The organism is Streptomyces sp. NPDC008313 (assembly GCF_042956125.1).
GTDB lineage: Bacteria > Actinomycetota > Actinomycetes > Streptomycetales > Streptomycetaceae > Streptomyces.
This window is the reverse complement of sequence record NZ_JBIBFR010000049.1, coordinates 1-17,461: the sequence shown is the minus strand read 5'-3', so window position 1 is coordinate 17,461 and position 17,461 is coordinate 1. Positions and strand designations below refer to the sequence as shown.

The window sequence follows — 17,461 nt, the reverse complement described above, 5'->3', positions numbered from 1 at the left end:
CAACAGCCCGGAATACACCGTTCCGACAAGGGAGTCGACATCCATCACAAGATCATGACCGAGGATGGCTACTCGACTTCACCACCGACTACGGGCCAGAGCCACTCTTTTGACAGACCCGACTCGGGGTGCCCCGCGGGAACGAGAGGCGCAGCAGTCATCGGAGCCCTGCCATGGCATGCGTCAGCCCCAGGTGGGGCCAGCGCGGGGCGAGTCTGCCGAGCAGCCCGCGCAACTCGTGCCCCACCGTCAGCCGCTTGGCCGCCAGGGCCTCCGCCAGCAGCGGGGAGGCCACGGACGCCGCGGTCTCCGGCCGGCCGGCGCAGACGTGGCAGTCGGCCAGCCGCAGCCCGAGGAGCACCGCCGCCGCCCTGGGTGGATCGGGCACCAGCGCCATTGCGCGCTGCATGACGTCGAGGGCGTCCCGGGCCAGTCCCCGGTCGCTCGTCGCCACCGCGGCGTCACGCAGCGCGCCGCCGATGCCCGCCTCTACGAGCACGGCGCCCTGGGCACCCCTGATCCAGTCCGGTCCGTCCGAGACGTCCTGGGCCGCCTCCGCGAGCACGGACCGGCACCTCGCGACACTGCGCGTGGTCTCCCCGGCCTCACCGAGCAGGGCGAACCCGCGGGCCAAATGCAGGTGGGCGAGGGAATCCGCCCAGCCCTCTCCGCGGGCGACCGACAGCATGGCCCGGGCGCGGCCGACCGCGCCCTCCCCGTCGTTCTCGAGTCTGGCGAGTGCGTTCATGTCGCACAGGACGGTGAACGTGAGCGCGGTGTCGGCACAGAGTGCGGCCCATCGCAGTCCCCTGTCGTAGAAGGACATCGCCGCGCCCAGTTGACCGCGCAGCATCCTCAGCTGACCTGCCAGAGAGGCGTATCCGGCAGCGAGGCGGGTCAGGGCGGGGCTCAGGGGGCAAGCCGGTCCGCGACGCAGGCCGACGATCAGGCCGAGCGCCGCCTCCACCGCCTCACCCTCGGACGAGGAGTCCGTCGCCTCGGCGCCCCGCACTCCCACGGACAGGTGCGCGGCCAGCACGTGGACGACGTCCTCACAAACGGCCCGCAGCGGGTCTGCCGCGAAGTCGCGCCAGATGTCGTTCGCCTTCTCGGACGGAGGTACAGCACAGCCGGCGGACCCGTGCAGTGGACACAGCACGCCGTGGTGAGGCAGGCGCAAGGGCCAGGCCTTGACGTCCCGCACGGCCAGGACAGCGCGACCCTGACCGTAGGGGGCGTGGGGGGTCAGATCCTGCGCCCATGGGTCGAAGTCGCGCTCCGCCTCGGCCGCCGTGCGCAGGCGGGTGAGACGGCCACCGGTGTGCAGAAGGTCATCGAGTCGCTTCAGCTGATCATGCGGCGGGTTGCGGTCACCTGTCTCCCAGCGGCTGATGACGCTGTGGTGGTAGCCCAGTTCGGCGGCAAGTCTCACCTGGGAGTAACCCGCCAGGAGACGCAGCCTCCGCAGTGTGGATCCGAAACCGGGGGGCGTCGGATGGTCCGATGGGGCGACCGTGTCGTTCACCGTTCTCTCCTGCCCGTGAGGCGGGTGGGGACGGACGCGAGTGTGCCGCACGATCCGCGACCGCACAACGAGCACGCACGAGGCGCCCGGACGGCATAGGGGAGCCGACCGGGCGCCTCGGGCAGGTCTCTTGCCCGCCGGTGGGTTGGCTGTGTGACTCAGGGGGTGTCGTAGCCGAGGGTGTAGGCGCCGTTGCCGCTGTAGGCGTGGACCCGGTAGCGGTAGTAACCCGCACCGCCCGTGTACGTCAGCTTCTCGTCGGCCGCCGGCGTGGACCCACGCGCCACGGTCGTCCAGGCCGCACCGCTCCACTTCTGCAGGTACAGGTCGTAGTCCGCATCGCCCGGACCATCCAGACACGCGTCGAACCGGCCCGTCACCGTCGTACGGAAGTAACCCCCGTCCGGCTGGTACGCACTCGAACCGGACGTCAACGAACCCGACTTGACCGTCTCCGCGTCCTCACAGCCCATCGGAGCCGAACCCTTCACCGTGAGCGTGTACGTCGTCGAACGCGTCACGTGCTCACCCGCGGCCGTCACCGTGACCGGATACGTACCCGGAGCAGTACCGACCGTCGTCGCGACCGTCAGCCCGCTGCTCTCCCCCGTGGTCAGCGACTCTGGCTCGAAGGAGGCCGTGGCACCCTCCGGCAGCCCGCCCGCGGTCAGAGTCACCCGCTGCGCGTCACCCGCCGTCGTCGTCGTCCCAACCGTCGCGGTCGTGCTCCCACCCGGATCCGTCGAACCCGCCGACGGATCCACCGACACCGAGAAGTCCTGCGCAGGTGTACCGCCCTTGCCGGCGAGTTCCCACACCGTGTGGGCGATGGCGTTGGCGGCGATGCCCATGGCCCGCGGGCCGACGTTGTCGATGTCGTCGCAGGCGGAGTGGTAGCAGGGGTCGTCGGCGGAGCCGATGCCGCTGACCGGGACGCCGTGGCGGGTGAAGGAGCTGTGGTCGGAGCTGCCGTCCCACTTGATGTCGAAGGTGCCGATGTCGCGGGCCGCGAAGTAGTCCTTGAAGACCTTGCCCACGGACGGGGTGTGGCTGTACACGCCCCACCTGGTGGTGTCCTTCTGACCCACCAGGTCAAAATTGAGGTAGACGTCGATCTTGTCGAGTTCGGCCTGGCCCAGTCCGTCGGCGTAGTGCCGTGAGCCGATCAGGCCGAGTTCCTCCGCGCCCCACCAGGCGAAGCGCAGCCGCTTCTCGGGCCGCAGGTCGGCCCGGGAGACGGCGAGCGCGGTCTCCAGCACCGCCGCGGAGCCCGACCCGTTGTCGTTGATCCCCGGGCCCTCCGGTACTCCGTCCAGGTGGGCGCCGGCGAAGACGACGTCGTCGGGGTTGCCGTGGGGCCATTCGGCGATGACGTTCCAGCCGGTCGCGCCTCGGTAGGTGAAGGGCTGAAGCGTGGTGGTGAAGCCGGCCGAGTCGAGTTGTCCCTTGACGTAGTCGGCAGAAGCCTTGAATCCGGGGCGGCCGTGGGCGCGGTTTTCTCCGTGGGCGTCGGCGATGCCCTGGAACTCGCGCAGGTGGGCCATCAGGTTGTCGGCGGGGATCTCCGGTGCCTGCGCGTCCGTCGTCGCGTCGGGCAGGGCCGACCGGGCGAGGGCGCCGGGCGGGGCGGCCGGCGCGTCGGCGCCCGCGACGGCGGAGCCGGAGGAGGCGGCGAGGGCGCCCACGGCCAGCGCCAGGGCGCTCGCCAGGGTCACGAGGCGTTTTCGCATGGAGAGATGACCTTTTGGTGGGGGATGGCCGGGGTGCGGTGGGAAGGGCTCAGGGGGTGTCGTAGCCGAGGGTGTAGGCGCCGCCGCCCGTGCGGGCCTGGATCCGGTAGCGGTAGTAGCCGGCCGGCCCGGTGTGGGTGAGCGTCGTGCCGGGGCCGGTGGCTTCGGCCACGACCGTCCAGGACCGGCCGCTCCATTTCAGGAGGGCCAGGTCGAAGTCGGTACCGTCCGGGGCTTGCAGGCAGGCGCGGTGGGTGCCGGTGACGGAGGTGCGGTAGTAGCCGCCGTCCGGCTGGTAGGCCGTGGCGCCCGCCCGGAGGCTGCCCGTGCGGGTCTCCTCATGTCCCGTGCAGGTGTCGGGTGTCGTCCGTCCCACCGTCAACGCGAGGGCGGCGCTGCGGCTGTCGCCGTCGGTTCCCGTGCCGGTCACGGTGATCCGGTGGGTGCCGGCGGGTGTGTCCTCGGCGGTGGAGACGGTCAGGACGGAGGAGCCGCCCGTCTCGACCGACGGCGGGTCGAACACCGCCCTCGCTCCGTCCGGCAGACCGGAGGCGGTGAGGGTGACGTCCTGCGGGTCGCCCGATGTCGTACGGGTGACGACGGTGCTCGTCACGGTGCCTCCCGGCGTCGTCTCGACGGTCGCAGGCGTCACGTCCAGGGAGAAGGAGGGCGCGGGTTGTCCGCAGTCGCCGGGTCGGCCGGGCTCGGCCGACTGCGCGGGCACGGACACCGCGTCCCAGGCCGCCTTGACGGTGTCGAAGCGCGCGCAGTCACCGGGGTACAGCTGGGTGACGGCGTTCAGGGTCGCCACCCTGGCGTCGGCGTACTCCCAGAAGGACGTTTTCTGCAGCAACGCCGTCATCCAGATTCGGCCCGCGGTGCTGATGCCGAGGCCGGTCACGCTGTCCGGTCCGCCCGCGCAGACGGGACTGGACGGTTTGCCGCCTCCCGGATTCGTTCCCTCGGCCACCAGGTAGAAGAAGTGGTTGGCGGGTCCCGCGGCGTCGTGCACCTCGGTATCGGGGATCTGGTCCGACCAGCAGTTCGGCTCGTCCCGCGGTCCCGCCGACGGGTCGTACATGATGCGCTCCGGGCCGCGGCCCAGGGCGTCGGCCTCCTCCGCGTACACGTAGTCCGGCGGGTCGGAGGGGTGGTTGGCGTAGTGCTCGGTGAGGGCGCCAAAGATGTCACCGGTGGCCTCGTTCAGGGCGTACGTCTCCGTGTACCCGTCGAAGCCGCCGGGGGTGAACTGGAAGACCGAGTGCCCGAATTCGTGTGCTACGACGTCGAGTTCGGCCAGCTGACGCTGATTGTCCTTGGTGCGGCCGATGTTGACCGTGTGGCCGTTCCAGTAGGCGTTCACCGCGTTCAGGCCCACGAACAGGGGGAAGGCGCCACCCGAACCGTCGAAGCCGTCGCGGCCGAGCCAGTCGCGGAGCATGTTCCACTCCTGCTGCGCCGCGTAGTAGGCGTCCGCACACGCCGTCTCCAGGTCGGTGCCGCCACCGTTCCCGAAGGAGTCGTCGGACCCCGAGACCGCGCCGTTGCCCTGGATGCCGCAGAGCAGGTTGCGGCGGCCCGGGTCGGACATCTCGTAACCGGAGCCGGTACGGCGGGTGTCGATCGACGTGTCGTCGTAGTAGTAGCCGTGTCCGGTGCCGTCCAGCACCTCGTCCCAGGCCGCCGGCACCGCCCCGGAACGGGCGTCCACGATCACGTGCAGCCTGCTCGGCCGGCCCTCGCGGGCCCCGGTGAGGACGACCTCGTAGGCCAGGCGCTCCTCGTCGTCGGGCGCGAACACCACCAGCCGCGGCGCGGTGACCCCGGTGGCCCCCGGCATCCGGGTCCGGGCGGCGGCCGAGGCCGCGCGGGGTGTGATGGTGGGAGTCACCGCCACCTTGATGGAGGGCTTGCCCGCAAGGGGGGTGCCCACGAGGGAGCCGGAGGAGTCGGTGACGGCCACGAAGTCGCCGCCCACCACGGGAAGCCCCCGGTAGGTCCGCTCGTAGGCGTGGTAGGTGAGTCCGCGCGGCCCCTCGGTGGTCCCCACCGGGACGAGCCGCTCGTGGTCGCGTCCGGTCGCCAGTCCCTCCAGATTGACGCCGGTTTCGCCACCGGGCGCCGCGTGGGAGGGATACGGGGCGATTCCGGACGTTAATGCCGTGAGCATGACAATGGCGCCCAGAAGTCCGAGTCTTCGCATGAGTCCGTCCTTGTCGGCTGAGGCGGCCGGCCGCGGGGCCGGGCGATGGGCGGAACCGTCGCAGGATCCGCAGGGGCACGACAACGGGCCCGGCGACGAGAGGCACACATCGGCAAACACGCCCGTCGGCAACCACTCAGGGTGAGATCGTTCCCCCGGTCGCTGCCGCACGGTCACCCGGTGGAACGCACAGGCACATTCAGGCATACGGTCGGCGAAGGTACCGGGCCGGCGCCGGTGCCGCAGAGCCGCACCACGCGACGGGGCCCGGACCGCCACCAGGCGCGCCACCAGGCGGTCCGGGCCCCGTCGTCAGGGCGTCAGCTGCCCTGCAGCGTCACGTCGTCGATGACGAAGCCGGTCTGCAGGTAGGCGTCCTCGGTGGCCGTGAAGGTCACCGTGACCTGCTTGCCGGCGTAGGAGCTCAGGTCGAGCGACTGCTCGACGTAGCCCTGCCTCGCGTCGGCGTTGGACTTGGTGCTGATGGTGGTGCCGTCCACCTTGACCCGGAGGAAGTCGTACGGGGTACTGGTGCGTTCCGCCGTGTCGACGTGCAGGAAGTAGCCGAGCGTGACCTTGGCACAGCCCTTCGGGACGGTCACCGTCTGGTTGATGGTCTCCGTGTGGCGACTCCCGTACCCGGCCAGCCAGGAGAAGCGCGTGCCCGTGTGGGCGGACTGGCCGTTGTGGGCACCGATGGTGCCGGTGTTGCCGGTCCACGGGGAGGTACCGTTCTCGAAACCGCCGTTGACGATCTTCTGGCCGGTGCCGCAGTCGCCACCGTCACCGGTGACGGTCAGGGTCGTTCGCCGGTGCCTCGCCGCCGACCGCCTGCTCCCACAGGGTGTAGGCGACTCCGTCGGACCCCCGGTTGAGACCGGTCACGTTGATGTTGTCGACGGTGTCGCAGGCGGAGTGGTAGCACGGGTCGTACGCCCGGTTGGCCGTGCCGCCCCACTTGGCGGCCTGCGCCGAGGTCTTGCGGGCGCCTTCGCCCATCGCGTAGCCGGAGGTGGCGATGGAGTAGCGCTGGAAGGAGTAGTCGTCGCTGCGGCCGGCTCCCTCGGTGTTCTCCTCGGGTGCCAGGCCCAGGGAGTCCCAGTACTCCTTCATGGGCGCGGCGGCGGCCGAGTCGATGTGGTTGATGAAGTAGCCGCCGTTGGTGGAGGCGACCATGTCGAAGTTGTAGTACGCCCTGATCCTGGCGCGCTCGGTCGAGCTGAGCGAGCGGACGTAGAAGTCGGAGCCGTTGAGGCCCTGTTCCTCGTCGGTCCACCAGGCGAAGCGCACGCGGTTGAGCATGGTCGGGTTCTGCCGGGCCAGTTCGAGGGCGTTCTCCAGCAGTGCCGCCGAGCCCGAGCCGTTGTCGTTGATGCCGGGCCCGGCAGAGACGCCGTCGAGGTGGGCGCCGAACATGTAGACCTTGTCCGCGTCGCCCTTCGGCCACTCAGCGATCGGGTTGGGGTCGGCCCCGCTGGTGCAGCCGGAGGTGCAGGGCTGCTCGGTGACCGTGTAGCCAGCGGCCTGGAGCTTGCCCTTCACGTAGGTCACGGAGTCACGGTAGCCGTTCCCGGTGGAGCGGCGGTTGCCGCCGTTGCGGTCGGCTATGGCCTGGAACTGGGCCAGGTGGGCCCTCCCCTTGTCCAGGTCGATGTCGGGTGCCTCGCCACCGGGGTTGCCCCCACCGTCGATGGTCAGCGTGTACTGCGCGGTGTGATCTGCCTCGCTGCCGTCGCCCTTGACGGTGAGGACGTAGGTGCCCTGGGCCGCGGAGTCCGCGACGGTCACCTTCATGGTCGCGCTGTCACCCGCCGTGACCGACGACGGGTCGAAGGAGACCGACACACCGGACGGCGCCCCGCTCGCCGTCAGCGCGACGGTCTGGGCGCTGCCGCCGGTGACGGCAGTGGAGACGGTCGACGTGGCCGGCTGACCCGGCTCGACGCTGCCCGAAGCCGGGGTGAGCGCCATGGAGAAGTCGGAGGCCGGGGTGCCGGTGCACGTCGGGTCCGCGGGCTGTGCGGGGACGCTGATCGCGTCCCAGGCCGCCTTCGTCCGGTTGAACAGGGTGCAGGTGGGATCGAGGTTCTTGGCGGAGGTGAGCGTCGCGGTGCGGTACTGCTTGTGCGTCATCCTGCTCCGCCCACTGGGCCCGCCACCACCGCCGTGAGGACAGCGAACTCCTCGGCTACCTGCGCCCGGTCGACGACAACCCGCTGCTGTTCACCCCGGTCACCGTCTTCGGCCACCCGCTCGGCGCACCCACCAACGAGCATCACGCCCGCCAGTGCCTTGACCGCATGGGGCTGAGCTACCTGGCCCGGGACTGGCTGCTGTCCCTGCCCGGCCGCCCGGACCCCATCGCCGTCCAGATCGTCGAAGCCACTCCGCAACAGCTCCGGGTGAAAAACGTCGACTACGGCTACGCAGACGCGGACATCGGCCACATCTTCGTCCTCGACGTCCCCGCCGCCGGGCAACTCCACCCGCGCTGACCCCAGCCCAGCAGCCCCCGGCCGCATCAGCAACGCTGGACGGGACGAGAACGGCGGCACCACATGTCGGTGTCATCCCCTCCCGGAGATCTCGTGCCCGTCGCGCCGAAATCGACGCCACCGTGGACAAAGAGAACGCCCGCAACGCTGCCCACCTGGTCGGGCTGGCACACAAGTGGGGCATTCTCGGCACCTCGGACACTCAGCTTGGCGTTCAACCTCGTCTGTCACCCGACCTGCTGATCTGCGGTTCTTGTCGGGACAGCGGAGGCGGCCGTTCTCCACGCTTGGAGATGTCGAGTCACGAAGCACGAGAGAACGGCCGCTGCTATGAGTCTCCCGGTCAACACGCCCGCGGGCGAGGCGTTCGATGTCTTGTCCTGCTTTCGGGTCGCGTTCCACGAGTGCCTTTACGCCCGCGCGGATGCACTCTTCGAGCTCACGGACGCGGTGCTGTGTGCGGACGGCCCGGTGAAGACACTGGTCGAGCTGTCGCCGGCGGTCGAGCACCGGCGTGGGCACGGGGCGATGTACGCGGCGTTGGACCGGGACTGGCTGGAGCCGGCGCGGTTGCGGCGCGTGCTGGCGGGCCTACCGCTGCCCAGGGCGGCCGACGAGCGGATCGTGCTGGCTGTGGACGTGAGCGACTGGCTCCACCCGGACGCCCCGACCAGCGAGGACCGGCTGTTCTGGTGACACACGGGAGCGCCCCGGAAGGCTCGATGATCCACCGGGCCCCAGGTTCTCAGCCGACGGGCACCAGGGCTGCGTCGTACTCCGGGCTGAGCCCGGAGGTTCCACAGTTCAGGCAGCGTACGCCGCGGTGAACCGTTCGGCGGTGTCCCAGAGCTCGCCTTCGCGCTGAGGGTCGTAGGACTCCTCGGACGACCGGGCCGCACGGGTGCGGTCTACGTAGGACCCGGTCGGCGCCTTGGTCGTGCCGAGGACGACGTCGGCGAGGTAGCGCCCGGCGGCATTGCGGCTGGTCGCGAACGGGGTGAGGGTCATGACCGGCAGGATGCGGCACATCGCGAACCGGGAGACGGGTCCTGCGTTCCGGGCGAGGCCGGTGCCGGGGACGAACCCCGGGTTGTAGGCGACGGCGTCGATCCCGGCCGGCAGCCGGCGGGCGTACTCGTGAACCAGATAGATCACGGCTAGCTTGCTCGTGGAGTACGCGGTACGCCCGCCGACCGCAGTGTCCGGCTTGGGGAAGGCGCCCGTACGGGCGAGGACGTCCGGGGACTTCCATGCTGGACCGGGCACCATGCCCATGTTGTGCTTGAAGTCACCGAAATGGGTGTCGCTGGCGGTGATCACAATCCGGGCGGGAGCCACGAATCGGTCCTGGAGCAGGCGGACGAACAGGTGGTTGGCGAGCACGTTGATCGCGAAGGTCGACTCGAACCCGTCGGGCCCCTTGGTCAACGCGTTCGTGTACTGCATGCCCGCGTTACCCACGAAGCCGCGCAGCGGCGGCAGATCACCACGCTCCAGCCGCTCGCGGATCTCGGCGGCGGCCGACTGGACGCTGTCCAGCGAGCCGAGGTCCGCCGAGACATGCGAGACCGTGTACCCGCCCGCGCTCAGCTCTCCGGCCAGGCGTGTGCCGGAGGATCCGCGGGTGACGACAAGGAGGTGCACGTTGGGCGACTGGCGCAGGATGTGCTCTGCGGCGATGCGACCGATGCCGCGGCTCGCGCCCGTCATCACGATGGTGTGCTGCATGGGAGGCTCCTCTTTACTGGTCAGCCGGTGTGCGCCCGGCTGGGCGCATCACCACATTCGCCGCTTGCGCCACCGCCAACCAGTGCCGTTCCCGTCACTAGGACTGGCAGTACCCAGGCTCGCTGGAAGCCGATCGGCGAGAATAGATCCATGGCTGCCTCCCGCTACAACTTCGGTGCAATACTGCGCGCCTGGCGCGACCGCCTCTCTCCGGCCGACGCCGGCCTCACCGCGACGGCAGGCCGTCGTGCCCCGGGGCTGCGCCGCGAGGAGCTCGCGCAGTTGGCCGGGCTCTCGGTCGACTACATCCTGCGCCTGGAGCAGTCACGCGCGAAGAATCCCTCGGCCCAGGTCGTCGGCGCCCTTTCCCGGGCCCTTCAGCTCTCCCGGCCCGAGCGCGACCAGCTGTACCGAAGCGCCGGGCTCCTGCCGCCGCAGGACGGCACGGTCAGCACCCATGTGCCCCCGGGCATCCAGCGGCTGGCCGCGCGCCTGGGCGACGTCCCGATCGGGGTGTTCACCGCTGACTGGGCCCTGGTGTGGTGGAACACCATGTGGAGCGCACTGCACGGCGACCCCTCCGTGCTCCCGACCGCCGAGCGCAACCTCGCGCGCGCCCTTTTCGGCAACGGCGCCGCTCGTGCCTCGCTGTTTCCCATCCAGTCCGAGCGCGGACAGGACGCCTTCGAGGCGTCGATCGTCGCCGACCTCAAGGACGCCGCCTCCCGCTACCCGGCGGACGCCCAGCTCGATCGTCTCGTGCAGGAACTGCGGGCAGGATCCGACGCCTTTGCCCATCACTGGGCCACGCAGACAGCCGCCGCTCAGCACACCACTGACCACAAGATGATCCGGCATCCGGAGATCGGCGACATCCTGCTCGACTGCGACGTCCTGATCGTTCCGGGCGCGGACCTGCGCATGGTCACCTACACGGCAGCGTCCGGTAGCAGCGACGAGGGAAAGCTCGACCTCCTGCGCGTCACAGGCGGCCGTACCGCCACCGCATGCCCCTGACACCGGCCCGGCTCCATCGCTGGTGGGACACCGTACGTCATCGCCTGCGGTGCCCCCATCCGGGGACTCCCCGCCTGGGGCCTCGGACCTCACGTGTCGGCAAACGATCGAATGACGACAGGCACGGCGGGCGTCCAATGAACCCAGACATTTCGGGGTGTCGGGGCGGCTCGAATCCAATCAGATCCGATGGTGATTGATGACAGGGTTTGACGACAGATAGGGCCCACTTCTCCGCACGGAAGGGCCCCGATGGCAAACCTGATCTACAAGCGGGTCTCGACCGACCAGCAGTCGACCGCCCGGCAGAACCTGGTCCTGGACGAGGCCGGGATCGAGGGCCCGATCCCGTTCGAGGAGGAGTCCGGCCCGGTCGAAGAGGTGCTGCCGCTGCGCGGCACGGCGGGCTCGGCGCCCGAACGACGGCCCTCCGAGACCCCTGCCGCGGGCTTGACGCAGAAGGCCGGACGACGCGGGGCCCGTTCACGCGACAGCGATCAACGTCTGCGCGGCGGCCCGAGTGGCGTCGATCAGCCTGGTGCGCATCGTCCCACTGCCGACGACGACGTCGGCACCGTGGTACAGCGTGTGCAGTTGGGCGGCGAGCAGCCCGGGATCCCGTACGCCGGCCTGGAGGGCAAGGTCCTCGAACAGACCGTGGATCGCGGTGCGGTAGGCCCTGGTGGCCCGCTGCACCTGGCCGCCGGCAGAGCGCTCGGCGCTTGCCCGGGCGAATGCACAGCCTCGGTAGCCGCGGCGCCGCAGGCGCCGCGCCTGCACGTCGAACACCGCGAGCATGCCGTCCCTCGGATCTGGGAAACTCTCGGCGGTGGCACGCAGTTCGGCCAGTGTCCGCTCGTGCCGGGCCCCCAGATACGCGGCGATGAGTTCCTCCTTGCTGCCGAAGAGGCGGTACAGGGACGCTTTGGCCACCCCGGCGTGCTCGATCACACGGTCGATGCCGACGCTGTGCACGCCCTCGTTGTAGAAGAGTTCGTCAGCCGAAGCCAGCAAGCGCTCCCGCGCGGAAAGGGCCGCCGCCTTGCCTGTGGCGCGAGCGGTCATGGAGCTGTCCTTTCGTGACGAGCGGTCTTCCGGAGAAAGCCGGCTGCTGTCAGGCCGAGCAGGGCGACGACGCCACAGTAGCCCAGCGTCGTGGCGGGAAGACTCCGCGTGTGCTGCAGCACCAGCCCGGCGACGATGGCTGGTACGCCGAAGCCCATGTAGGAGGCGGTGTAGAGCAGCGCCAAGGTGCCGGCGCGGTCGGCTTCGCCGACGGCGGGCAACACGAGGTCCATGCCCCCGCGAAATCCGACGCCGAAGCCTCCGCCTGCCAGTGATGCCCCTACAAGCAACAGCCATGCTTGGCCCCAGACGAGTGAGAGGCCGGTCAATGCGACGGCGCTCAGCAGTCCCGTGATGCCATACGCCAGCGCGCTGCGCGCCCGCAGCGCCGTGGTGCAGAAGGCGGTCACCGGTGCCACCGCCCCGACAATGACGAAGGGGAGGGTTGCGAGGACGGGTGAGGAGGAACCGGTGAGGTGTTCCGTCAGATCTGGGCCGAAGGCGCCGAACAGACCGGACACGGCCCAGACGGCGAAGAGTACGGGTATCGCCGCGCCCAGCGGAGCACGTACTCGCTGTGGTGCCCGCAGCCCGGGCCGAAGGGAGGAGAGCACTCCCGGCGTCCTCGGTGCGGTTTCAGACACGAGGGCCAGTGCCGCGATCTGAATCAGCAGCACGACGGCAAGTAGGAGATAAATCAGACGTGTCGGCAGGGGCGCGTAGGCGACGAGCAAGCCGGAGGCCAGTGCCCCGATCGCCGACCCGACCGGCGGCGCCGCGGCGTTCACGACCCGGCCGAGGCCGGTGTCGGCGTCGGTGTCGAGCAGGGCCGCGCCCACCGCCGCGAGACCCGCACCGGTGGAGAGACCCTGGAGCACTCGACCGACGAGCAGTGCGGTAACCCCCTCGGCGGCGGCGAACACGAGCATAGCCACGACCTGAACCAGAAGGGCGTGACGGATGACGGTACGGCGGCCGACGTGTTCTGAGAACCGACCGAGCACAAGGAGAGCCGACAGCAGCGCGAAAGCATAGGCGCCGAACACCAGGGACGTCTGCGCCGCCGACAGGCCCCACGAGGTCGCGTACACGCCGTACAGCGGGGTCGGCGCGCTCGACGTGGCGAGGAACACCGCGCTCACGGAAGCCAGCACTGCCACACGCGTCATCGGGCCAGTCCGCCTCACGGTCTTCCCCTGCCTCTGTCGAGTATGCGTCGCAGTCATGCCGCCACCGTACCCGTCATGAGACAAATCAGTCTGCTATGAAGAGACAGATCTGTCTGACACCTGAACGGTTCACCGCACGCACAACCAGTCTGTGAAGAACTCGAGTTGCTCGTGCGAGGGGCGCCTGGGGTCGTGACCCGCCCCTGGCGCGGTCGGCGAGGACGGGCACATCTTGGCGTTCGCAGATCCGGATGATGCGGTGAGTGCGGGCTGCGGTCAGGTCGTGGGTGCGGTGGGCAGGGCGGGCGAGATGCACGCACGAGGTCCTCAGCAGTTCATCAACACCTCACCGACCAGGCAGAACCGGCAGCGGACGGCAACAGACCACGCCGCCGTTGGTTACTACGCGGACGACTCAGCGGTGCCACCTGTGGATACCGGTTCGGCGGCGGCCTTGACTACGTGCTGTTCTGCCTCCCGTCGGGCGCCGTCGGTGGCACGGCGCTCGGCCAGCTCGGTGAATCGCCGCGAATAAGGGCGGCTCGGTTGTGGATGCGGGCGGCTGGGTGGTTCTCCGCTCAGGCGAGTGGGCTTTGATCCCATCGGTGCCCATCGTGCCGTCGGGCACCGGGATAGCTGCCTCCGAGGGGGCGCGGCCTGCTCCCCTGCGGCGGCCCCGGCTCGTACGAGGCGGCCGGCAGTCTGACCATCGTGCGGCAGACTAACTGTATGACTCCTGAGTTGCTGGGCCGGCTGGCGCCGTTTCGCGAGGCAGCGCTGAGGGCTGGGATACCGCCCGAGGACGTCGAGCGGTGGATCTCCACCGCCTGCCCAACCGCGACGCTGGTCACGGGCGGGGACGGGCCAGTGGCCGGCCGGTTCGGCGGACCCCTGATGCTGCCTCCCGATGCGCCGGATCCCTGGTATCCCCTTCTTGCCAGCCTCGACTGTGCGGCTTTACCCGACAGCGTCACGGGTCTCCAAACGCCGCCGGACGGGCACCTTTTGCTGTTCGGCTTCCCCAACGACGGGTACACCAGGGGCAACGGCGGTGGTGAAGTCAGATACATCCCAGCCGGAACGCCGGTCGAGGAGCGGCGGGTCAACTACGCGTGCGTCTTCGACGAAGGGGCGGGTGGGGATGCCGGGGAAGACCTCGAACTCCTTAGGCAGTTCCCGCAGGACGAGTTGCGCGTGTCGGCCGATGTGTGCCTGCCGAGCCATTGCGTGGTCATGTCCGCTGGCCCTCTGTATCAGACGGCTCCGATCCCCGGCCACCCCCTTGCCCTCGACTTGGCCGAGGTGTGGGACGCCACGCGTCACGCCGTCATGGCCGACGGCCCGTTACACATCGGCGGGTACGCCTTCCACGAGTGCACGGAGACGGATCCCGTCGTGGATGCGGCGCTGGAAGCGCTGGAGGTCCGCCGGAACCTGGTCGAGGCGGGCAAAACCGTCGACGATGAGGAACTGCCCGCTCCAGAGCATTGGACGCTGCTCGCTCAGTGGGACGTGGGGCTGCGCGGCCGGGAGGGATTTACACAGCACTGGGTGATTCCGAAACAGGACCTGGCCAGACGGCGTTTCGACCGGGTGCACAGCTCGGGCTTCTGGAACCCTTGAGCCTGCCGGATCAGGCCGTCGCGACGGAACCCGCTCGGGTGACCTGGTAGTGCTTGGTCATGTTGGTGCGGGGTCTGGCATGTCACGGTGACAGGTGGGGCAGGCGCCGGTCCAGGTCGCGAGGAGTGTCCGCAGCTCGCGAACGACTCGGTAGAGGCTCAGGCCGACGCCGTCTCTTTTGGGGATCGACTCAGTCGCTGCAGGGTGCAGAAGGCGTGGGCAACCGAGACGAGGGTGACGTGGTGGTGCCAGCCTGGCCAGGTCCGGCCCTCGAAGTGGGCCAGGCCCAGGGCCTGTTTCACCTCCCGGTAGTCGTTCTCGATGCGCCAGCGGAGTTTCGCGGTGCGCACGAGGACGGGCAGCGGGGTGGTTGCGGGCAGGTTGGAGAGCCAGAACTGCACGGGTTCGGCCTGGTCGGCGGGCCATTCGGCCAGCAGCCAGCGGACCGGAAGCTCGGCGGTGGCCGTGGCCTTGCGGATCTCGCGTCCGGCAGGCCGGATCCGCAGGGCCACGAAACGCGAGTACATGCGCTTGAACCCGCTGCGGCCGCTGCCCGGCCGTGATCCTTCCCTCCACTGCACCGGCCGTGCGGAGGATTTGCCGGCTGCGATGACCAGGCTCTTCACGGTCCGCGCCGGCTCGGGGTAAGCAGGAACCGGATGAGGACCGCGGCCGGAGTAGGCAGGTGTGCACGGCTGTGCGTCTTCGGGTTGCGCGGTGGTCGTGGTCGAGATGCCCACCACGTAATCGAGACCGCGTTCCTCCAGGCCGAGCCGGAAGACGGCGGTGTCCCCGTAGCCGCCGTCGGCGATGACCCGGGTTACTCGATGCCCCAGGACCGCGTCTCGTCGATCATGTCGAGGGCCAGCTGCCACTTCTCGACATGCCCCACCTCGGCAGGAACGGCGCACTTGGCACGGCGTGCGACCTTGGCCGGGTCGGCCTTGGGCGAGGCGGGATCCCAGCTCCCGGGCAGGAACAGACGCCAGTTCACCGCCGCCGAGGCACAGTCGGAAGCAGGTGCAGCGACACTCCGGCCTGGCAGTTGGTGACCTTGCCCGCCGTGCCGGTGTACTGCCGGGTCACGCACGCCGACGCATCCCCGTCCTTGAGGAACCCGGTGTCATCGATGACCAGCGCGGTGGGTTTGACGACCGGCTGCATGCGCCAGGCCAACCGGGCCCGCAGATGCGCCGCATCCCACGGGCTGGAAGTGACAACGTGGGCCAGGGCCTGCCGGTTCCCGTCCTCGCCCAGGCGGGCGGCCATCGGCTCCACCGACTCGTCCGCGTCAAGGCGATCGGGCTGAACCCGCTGGAGGCGCGCCTGCGGGCCGGCGAGTTCCCGCTGGTCGGCCAGCCGCCGTTCATCCTCGGCTGGGATATCAGCGGCGTGGTCGAGGAGGCGCCGCAGACGGGGCGGTTCAGGCCCCGCGACGAAGTGTTCGGGATGCCGCTGTTCCCGCGGGCGGCGAGCGCGTACGCCGAGGTAGTGTCGGCGCCGGCGGTGCACCTGGCACGCAAGCCGGCGTCGCTCTCGCACGTCGAGGCGTCGGCGCTGCCGATCGTCGGGTTGACGGCGTGGCAGGGCCTCGTCGACCTCGGCGGCGTGAGCGAGGGCGACCGCGTCCTGGTCCACGGTGGTGGTGGCGGGGTCGGCCATGTCGCGATCCAGATCGCGAAAGCGCTCGGCGCGCACGTGATCACGACCGTTAGCGAGAGCAAACGGAAGTTCGTCGAGGGGTTCGGCGCCGACGGGGTGATCAAGTACACGGCGGTCGACTTCACCGAGGCCGTCCGCGACATCGACGTCGTGCTCGACACGATCGGCGGCGACACCGTCGAGCAGTCGCTCGAAGTGCTCCGCCCAGGCGGTCACCTGGTGACGGCGGTCGCCGAGGAGGATTCGGAGCTCATCGCCAAGTACGAGGCGGCCGGCACGCGCTTCAGCGGCATTGCGGTCGACCCCGACCCGGTCGCCCTGCGAGGTCTCGTCGAACTCGTCGAACAGGGCAGGCTCCGGGTCCACGTGCAGGGGACGTTCCCGTTCGAGCGCGTCGCCGACGCGCACCGGCTGCTCGACGGCGGTCACCTCCAGGGCAAGCTCGTTCTCACCGTCTGATCCCGCCGTAGGGCCTCGCGTGAGCGAGGCCCGCATGAGACCCGTGCGAAATAAAGGCTGCAGTTCAGTGGGCCTGGTGTGCGTAGGCGTCAGGAAGATCGGCGGTCCGGAGCGGTAGTCCACCGACGAGGTCATCCGTCCCCGGGAGACTTGCCGGTTCGTCAACACCATCAAGCACCAGAGCGGTCGCCCACTTCGGTCCGTGCGGACCTTGCCGAGGACGGGCCAGTTCTTGAGATGGGCGAAGCCGTGCTCGACCGGGGCCCGCACAGCAGCCAGCACCTTGTTGGACAGCTTCTGACCATGAGTCAGGGGCCCGGCTCGGGGCCGCCCTGTAGCCCGTGATCACCGCCGGATCGGCGTCCGGACTGCTGTCGCGGCGATCGACCTCCTGTCCTGGACCCGCGTCCTCCTGCTGGACGGCGAACTCGCGGCTGACGAACCCAAGAAGCTCCGCTACCAGCTCCTGCACGTCGCCGCCCGGATCACCCGGGGCGGCCGCCGCCTCCACCTGCGCATATCAGCGACTTGGCCCTGGCGACATGAGCTCGCGGCCGCATACCACCGCCTGGCCGCACTGTCTCGCCCCGCCAGCTGACTCGTCGTCCCCGCCCACCTCGACTCAAGGACCTCGGAGAACCCGACCCCGCGTCGGCCCCTCACCATGCCCACCGGCCGACGCGGCCTCAAACTGAACCGCCCCGTGTCGAATGGAGACTCGATTTCATGAAAGGATCGAGTCATGGCACGACCGTCCCGTTACCCGCTTGAGCTGCGCCGTCGCG

Annotated in this window: 10 protein-coding genes and 5 pseudogenes; 6 read left to right on the top strand and 9 right to left on the bottom strand. The window is 69.8% G+C overall.

The window, feature by feature from the left end:
* Window positions 1–157: 157 nt before the first annotated feature.
* The 4 genes and pseudogenes from ACFY93_RS34295 to ACFY93_RS34280 form a co-directional block, all read right to left on the bottom strand.
* Window positions 158–1,525, bottom strand: coding sequence for a helix-turn-helix domain-containing protein (locus ACFY93_RS34295; RefSeq protein WP_391365841.1), 1,368 nt, complete (start codon window positions 1,523–1,525; stop codon window positions 158–160).
* A 158-nt stretch (window positions 1,526–1,683) separates the two neighbouring features.
* Complete coding sequence (locus ACFY93_RS34290; RefSeq protein ID WP_391365840.1) at window positions 1,684–3,255, bottom strand: M20/M25/M40 family metallo-hydrolase; 1,572 nt, start codon at window positions 3,253–3,255, stop codon at window positions 1,684–1,686.
* A 49-nt stretch (window positions 3,256–3,304) separates the two neighbouring features.
* Window positions 3,305–5,458: a M4 family metallopeptidase gene (locus ACFY93_RS34285; protein ID WP_391365839.1), complete on the bottom strand. Its 2,154-nt coding sequence runs from the start codon at window positions 5,456–5,458 to the stop codon at window positions 3,305–3,307.
* 320 nt (window positions 5,459–5,778) lie between these two features.
* Window positions 5,779–7,252: pseudogene (locus tag ACFY93_RS34280) on the bottom strand (M28 family peptidase).
* Window positions 7,253–7,758: 506 nt separating this feature from the next.
* Here ACFY93_RS34280 and ACFY93_RS34275 point away from each other — a divergent pair.
* Together ACFY93_RS34275 and ACFY93_RS34270 are read left to right on the top strand one after the other, a co-directional pair.
* Window positions 7,759–7,953, top strand: a complete 195-nt coding sequence (locus ACFY93_RS34275) for a hypothetical protein (protein WP_391365838.1) — start codon at window positions 7,759–7,761, stop codon at window positions 7,951–7,953.
* A 330-nt stretch (window positions 7,954–8,283) separates the two neighbouring features.
* A pseudogene (locus ACFY93_RS34270) lies at window positions 8,284–8,643 on the top strand (transposase); the annotation flags it as partial.
* Between the two features lie 114 nt (window positions 8,644–8,757).
* On the opposite strand, the gene ACFY93_RS34265 reads toward ACFY93_RS34270, so the two are convergent.
* Window positions 8,758–9,681 (bottom strand): SDR family NAD(P)-dependent oxidoreductase, encoded by a 924-nt coding sequence (locus ACFY93_RS34265; RefSeq protein ID WP_391365837.1) that lies wholly within the window; start codon window positions 9,679–9,681, stop codon window positions 8,758–8,760.
* A 150-nt stretch (window positions 9,682–9,831) separates the two neighbouring features.
* Here ACFY93_RS34265 and ACFY93_RS34260 point away from each other — a divergent pair, with 150 nt between their 5' ends.
* On the top strand, window positions 9,832–10,698 hold the full coding sequence (locus tag ACFY93_RS34260; protein ID WP_391365836.1) for a helix-turn-helix domain-containing protein: 867 nt from the start codon (window positions 9,832–9,834) through the stop codon (window positions 10,696–10,698).
* A gap of 483 nt (window positions 10,699–11,181) precedes the next feature.
* Here ACFY93_RS34260 and ACFY93_RS34255 read toward each other — a convergent pair whose 3' ends face one another.
* From ACFY93_RS34255 to ACFY93_RS34245, 3 genes and pseudogenes are all read right to left on the bottom strand, one after another.
* Window positions 11,182–11,763 (bottom strand): TetR family transcriptional regulator, encoded by a 582-nt coding sequence (locus tag ACFY93_RS34255; protein WP_391365835.1) that lies wholly within the window; start codon window positions 11,761–11,763, stop codon window positions 11,182–11,184.
* On the bottom strand, window positions 11,760–12,923 hold the full coding sequence (locus ACFY93_RS34250; RefSeq protein WP_391365834.1) for an MFS transporter: 1,164 nt from the start codon (window positions 12,921–12,923) through the stop codon (window positions 11,760–11,762). Before ACFY93_RS34250 ends, ACFY93_RS34255 begins: the two co-directional genes overlap by 4 nt.
* Before the next feature lie 202 nt (window positions 12,924–13,125).
* A pseudogene (locus ACFY93_RS34245) lies at window positions 13,126–13,244 on the bottom strand (IS5/IS1182 family transposase); the annotation flags it as partial.
* 417 nt (window positions 13,245–13,661) lie between these two features.
* Here ACFY93_RS34245 and ACFY93_RS34240 point away from each other — a divergent pair.
* Window positions 13,662–14,555, top strand: coding sequence for a DUF1963 domain-containing protein (locus tag ACFY93_RS34240; protein ID WP_391365833.1), 894 nt, complete (start codon window positions 13,662–13,664; stop codon window positions 14,553–14,555).
* Between the two features lie 158 nt (window positions 14,556–14,713).
* Here the strand turns inward: ACFY93_RS34240 and ACFY93_RS34235 are convergent.
* Window positions 14,714–15,824, bottom strand: a pseudogene (locus tag ACFY93_RS34235) (IS701 family transposase).
* Here ACFY93_RS34235 and ACFY93_RS34230 point away from each other — a divergent pair.
* Window positions 15,744–16,676: a zinc-binding dehydrogenase gene (locus ACFY93_RS34230; protein WP_391365832.1), complete on the top strand. Its 933-nt coding sequence runs from the start codon at window positions 15,744–15,746 to the stop codon at window positions 16,674–16,676. The pseudogene ACFY93_RS34235 and the gene ACFY93_RS34230 sit on opposite strands and share 81 nt — an antisense overlap.
* Before the next feature lie 379 nt (window positions 16,677–17,055).
* Window positions 17,056–17,274, top strand: a pseudogene (locus ACFY93_RS34225) (transposase); the annotation flags it as partial.
* Window positions 17,275–17,461 lie beyond the last annotated feature (187 nt).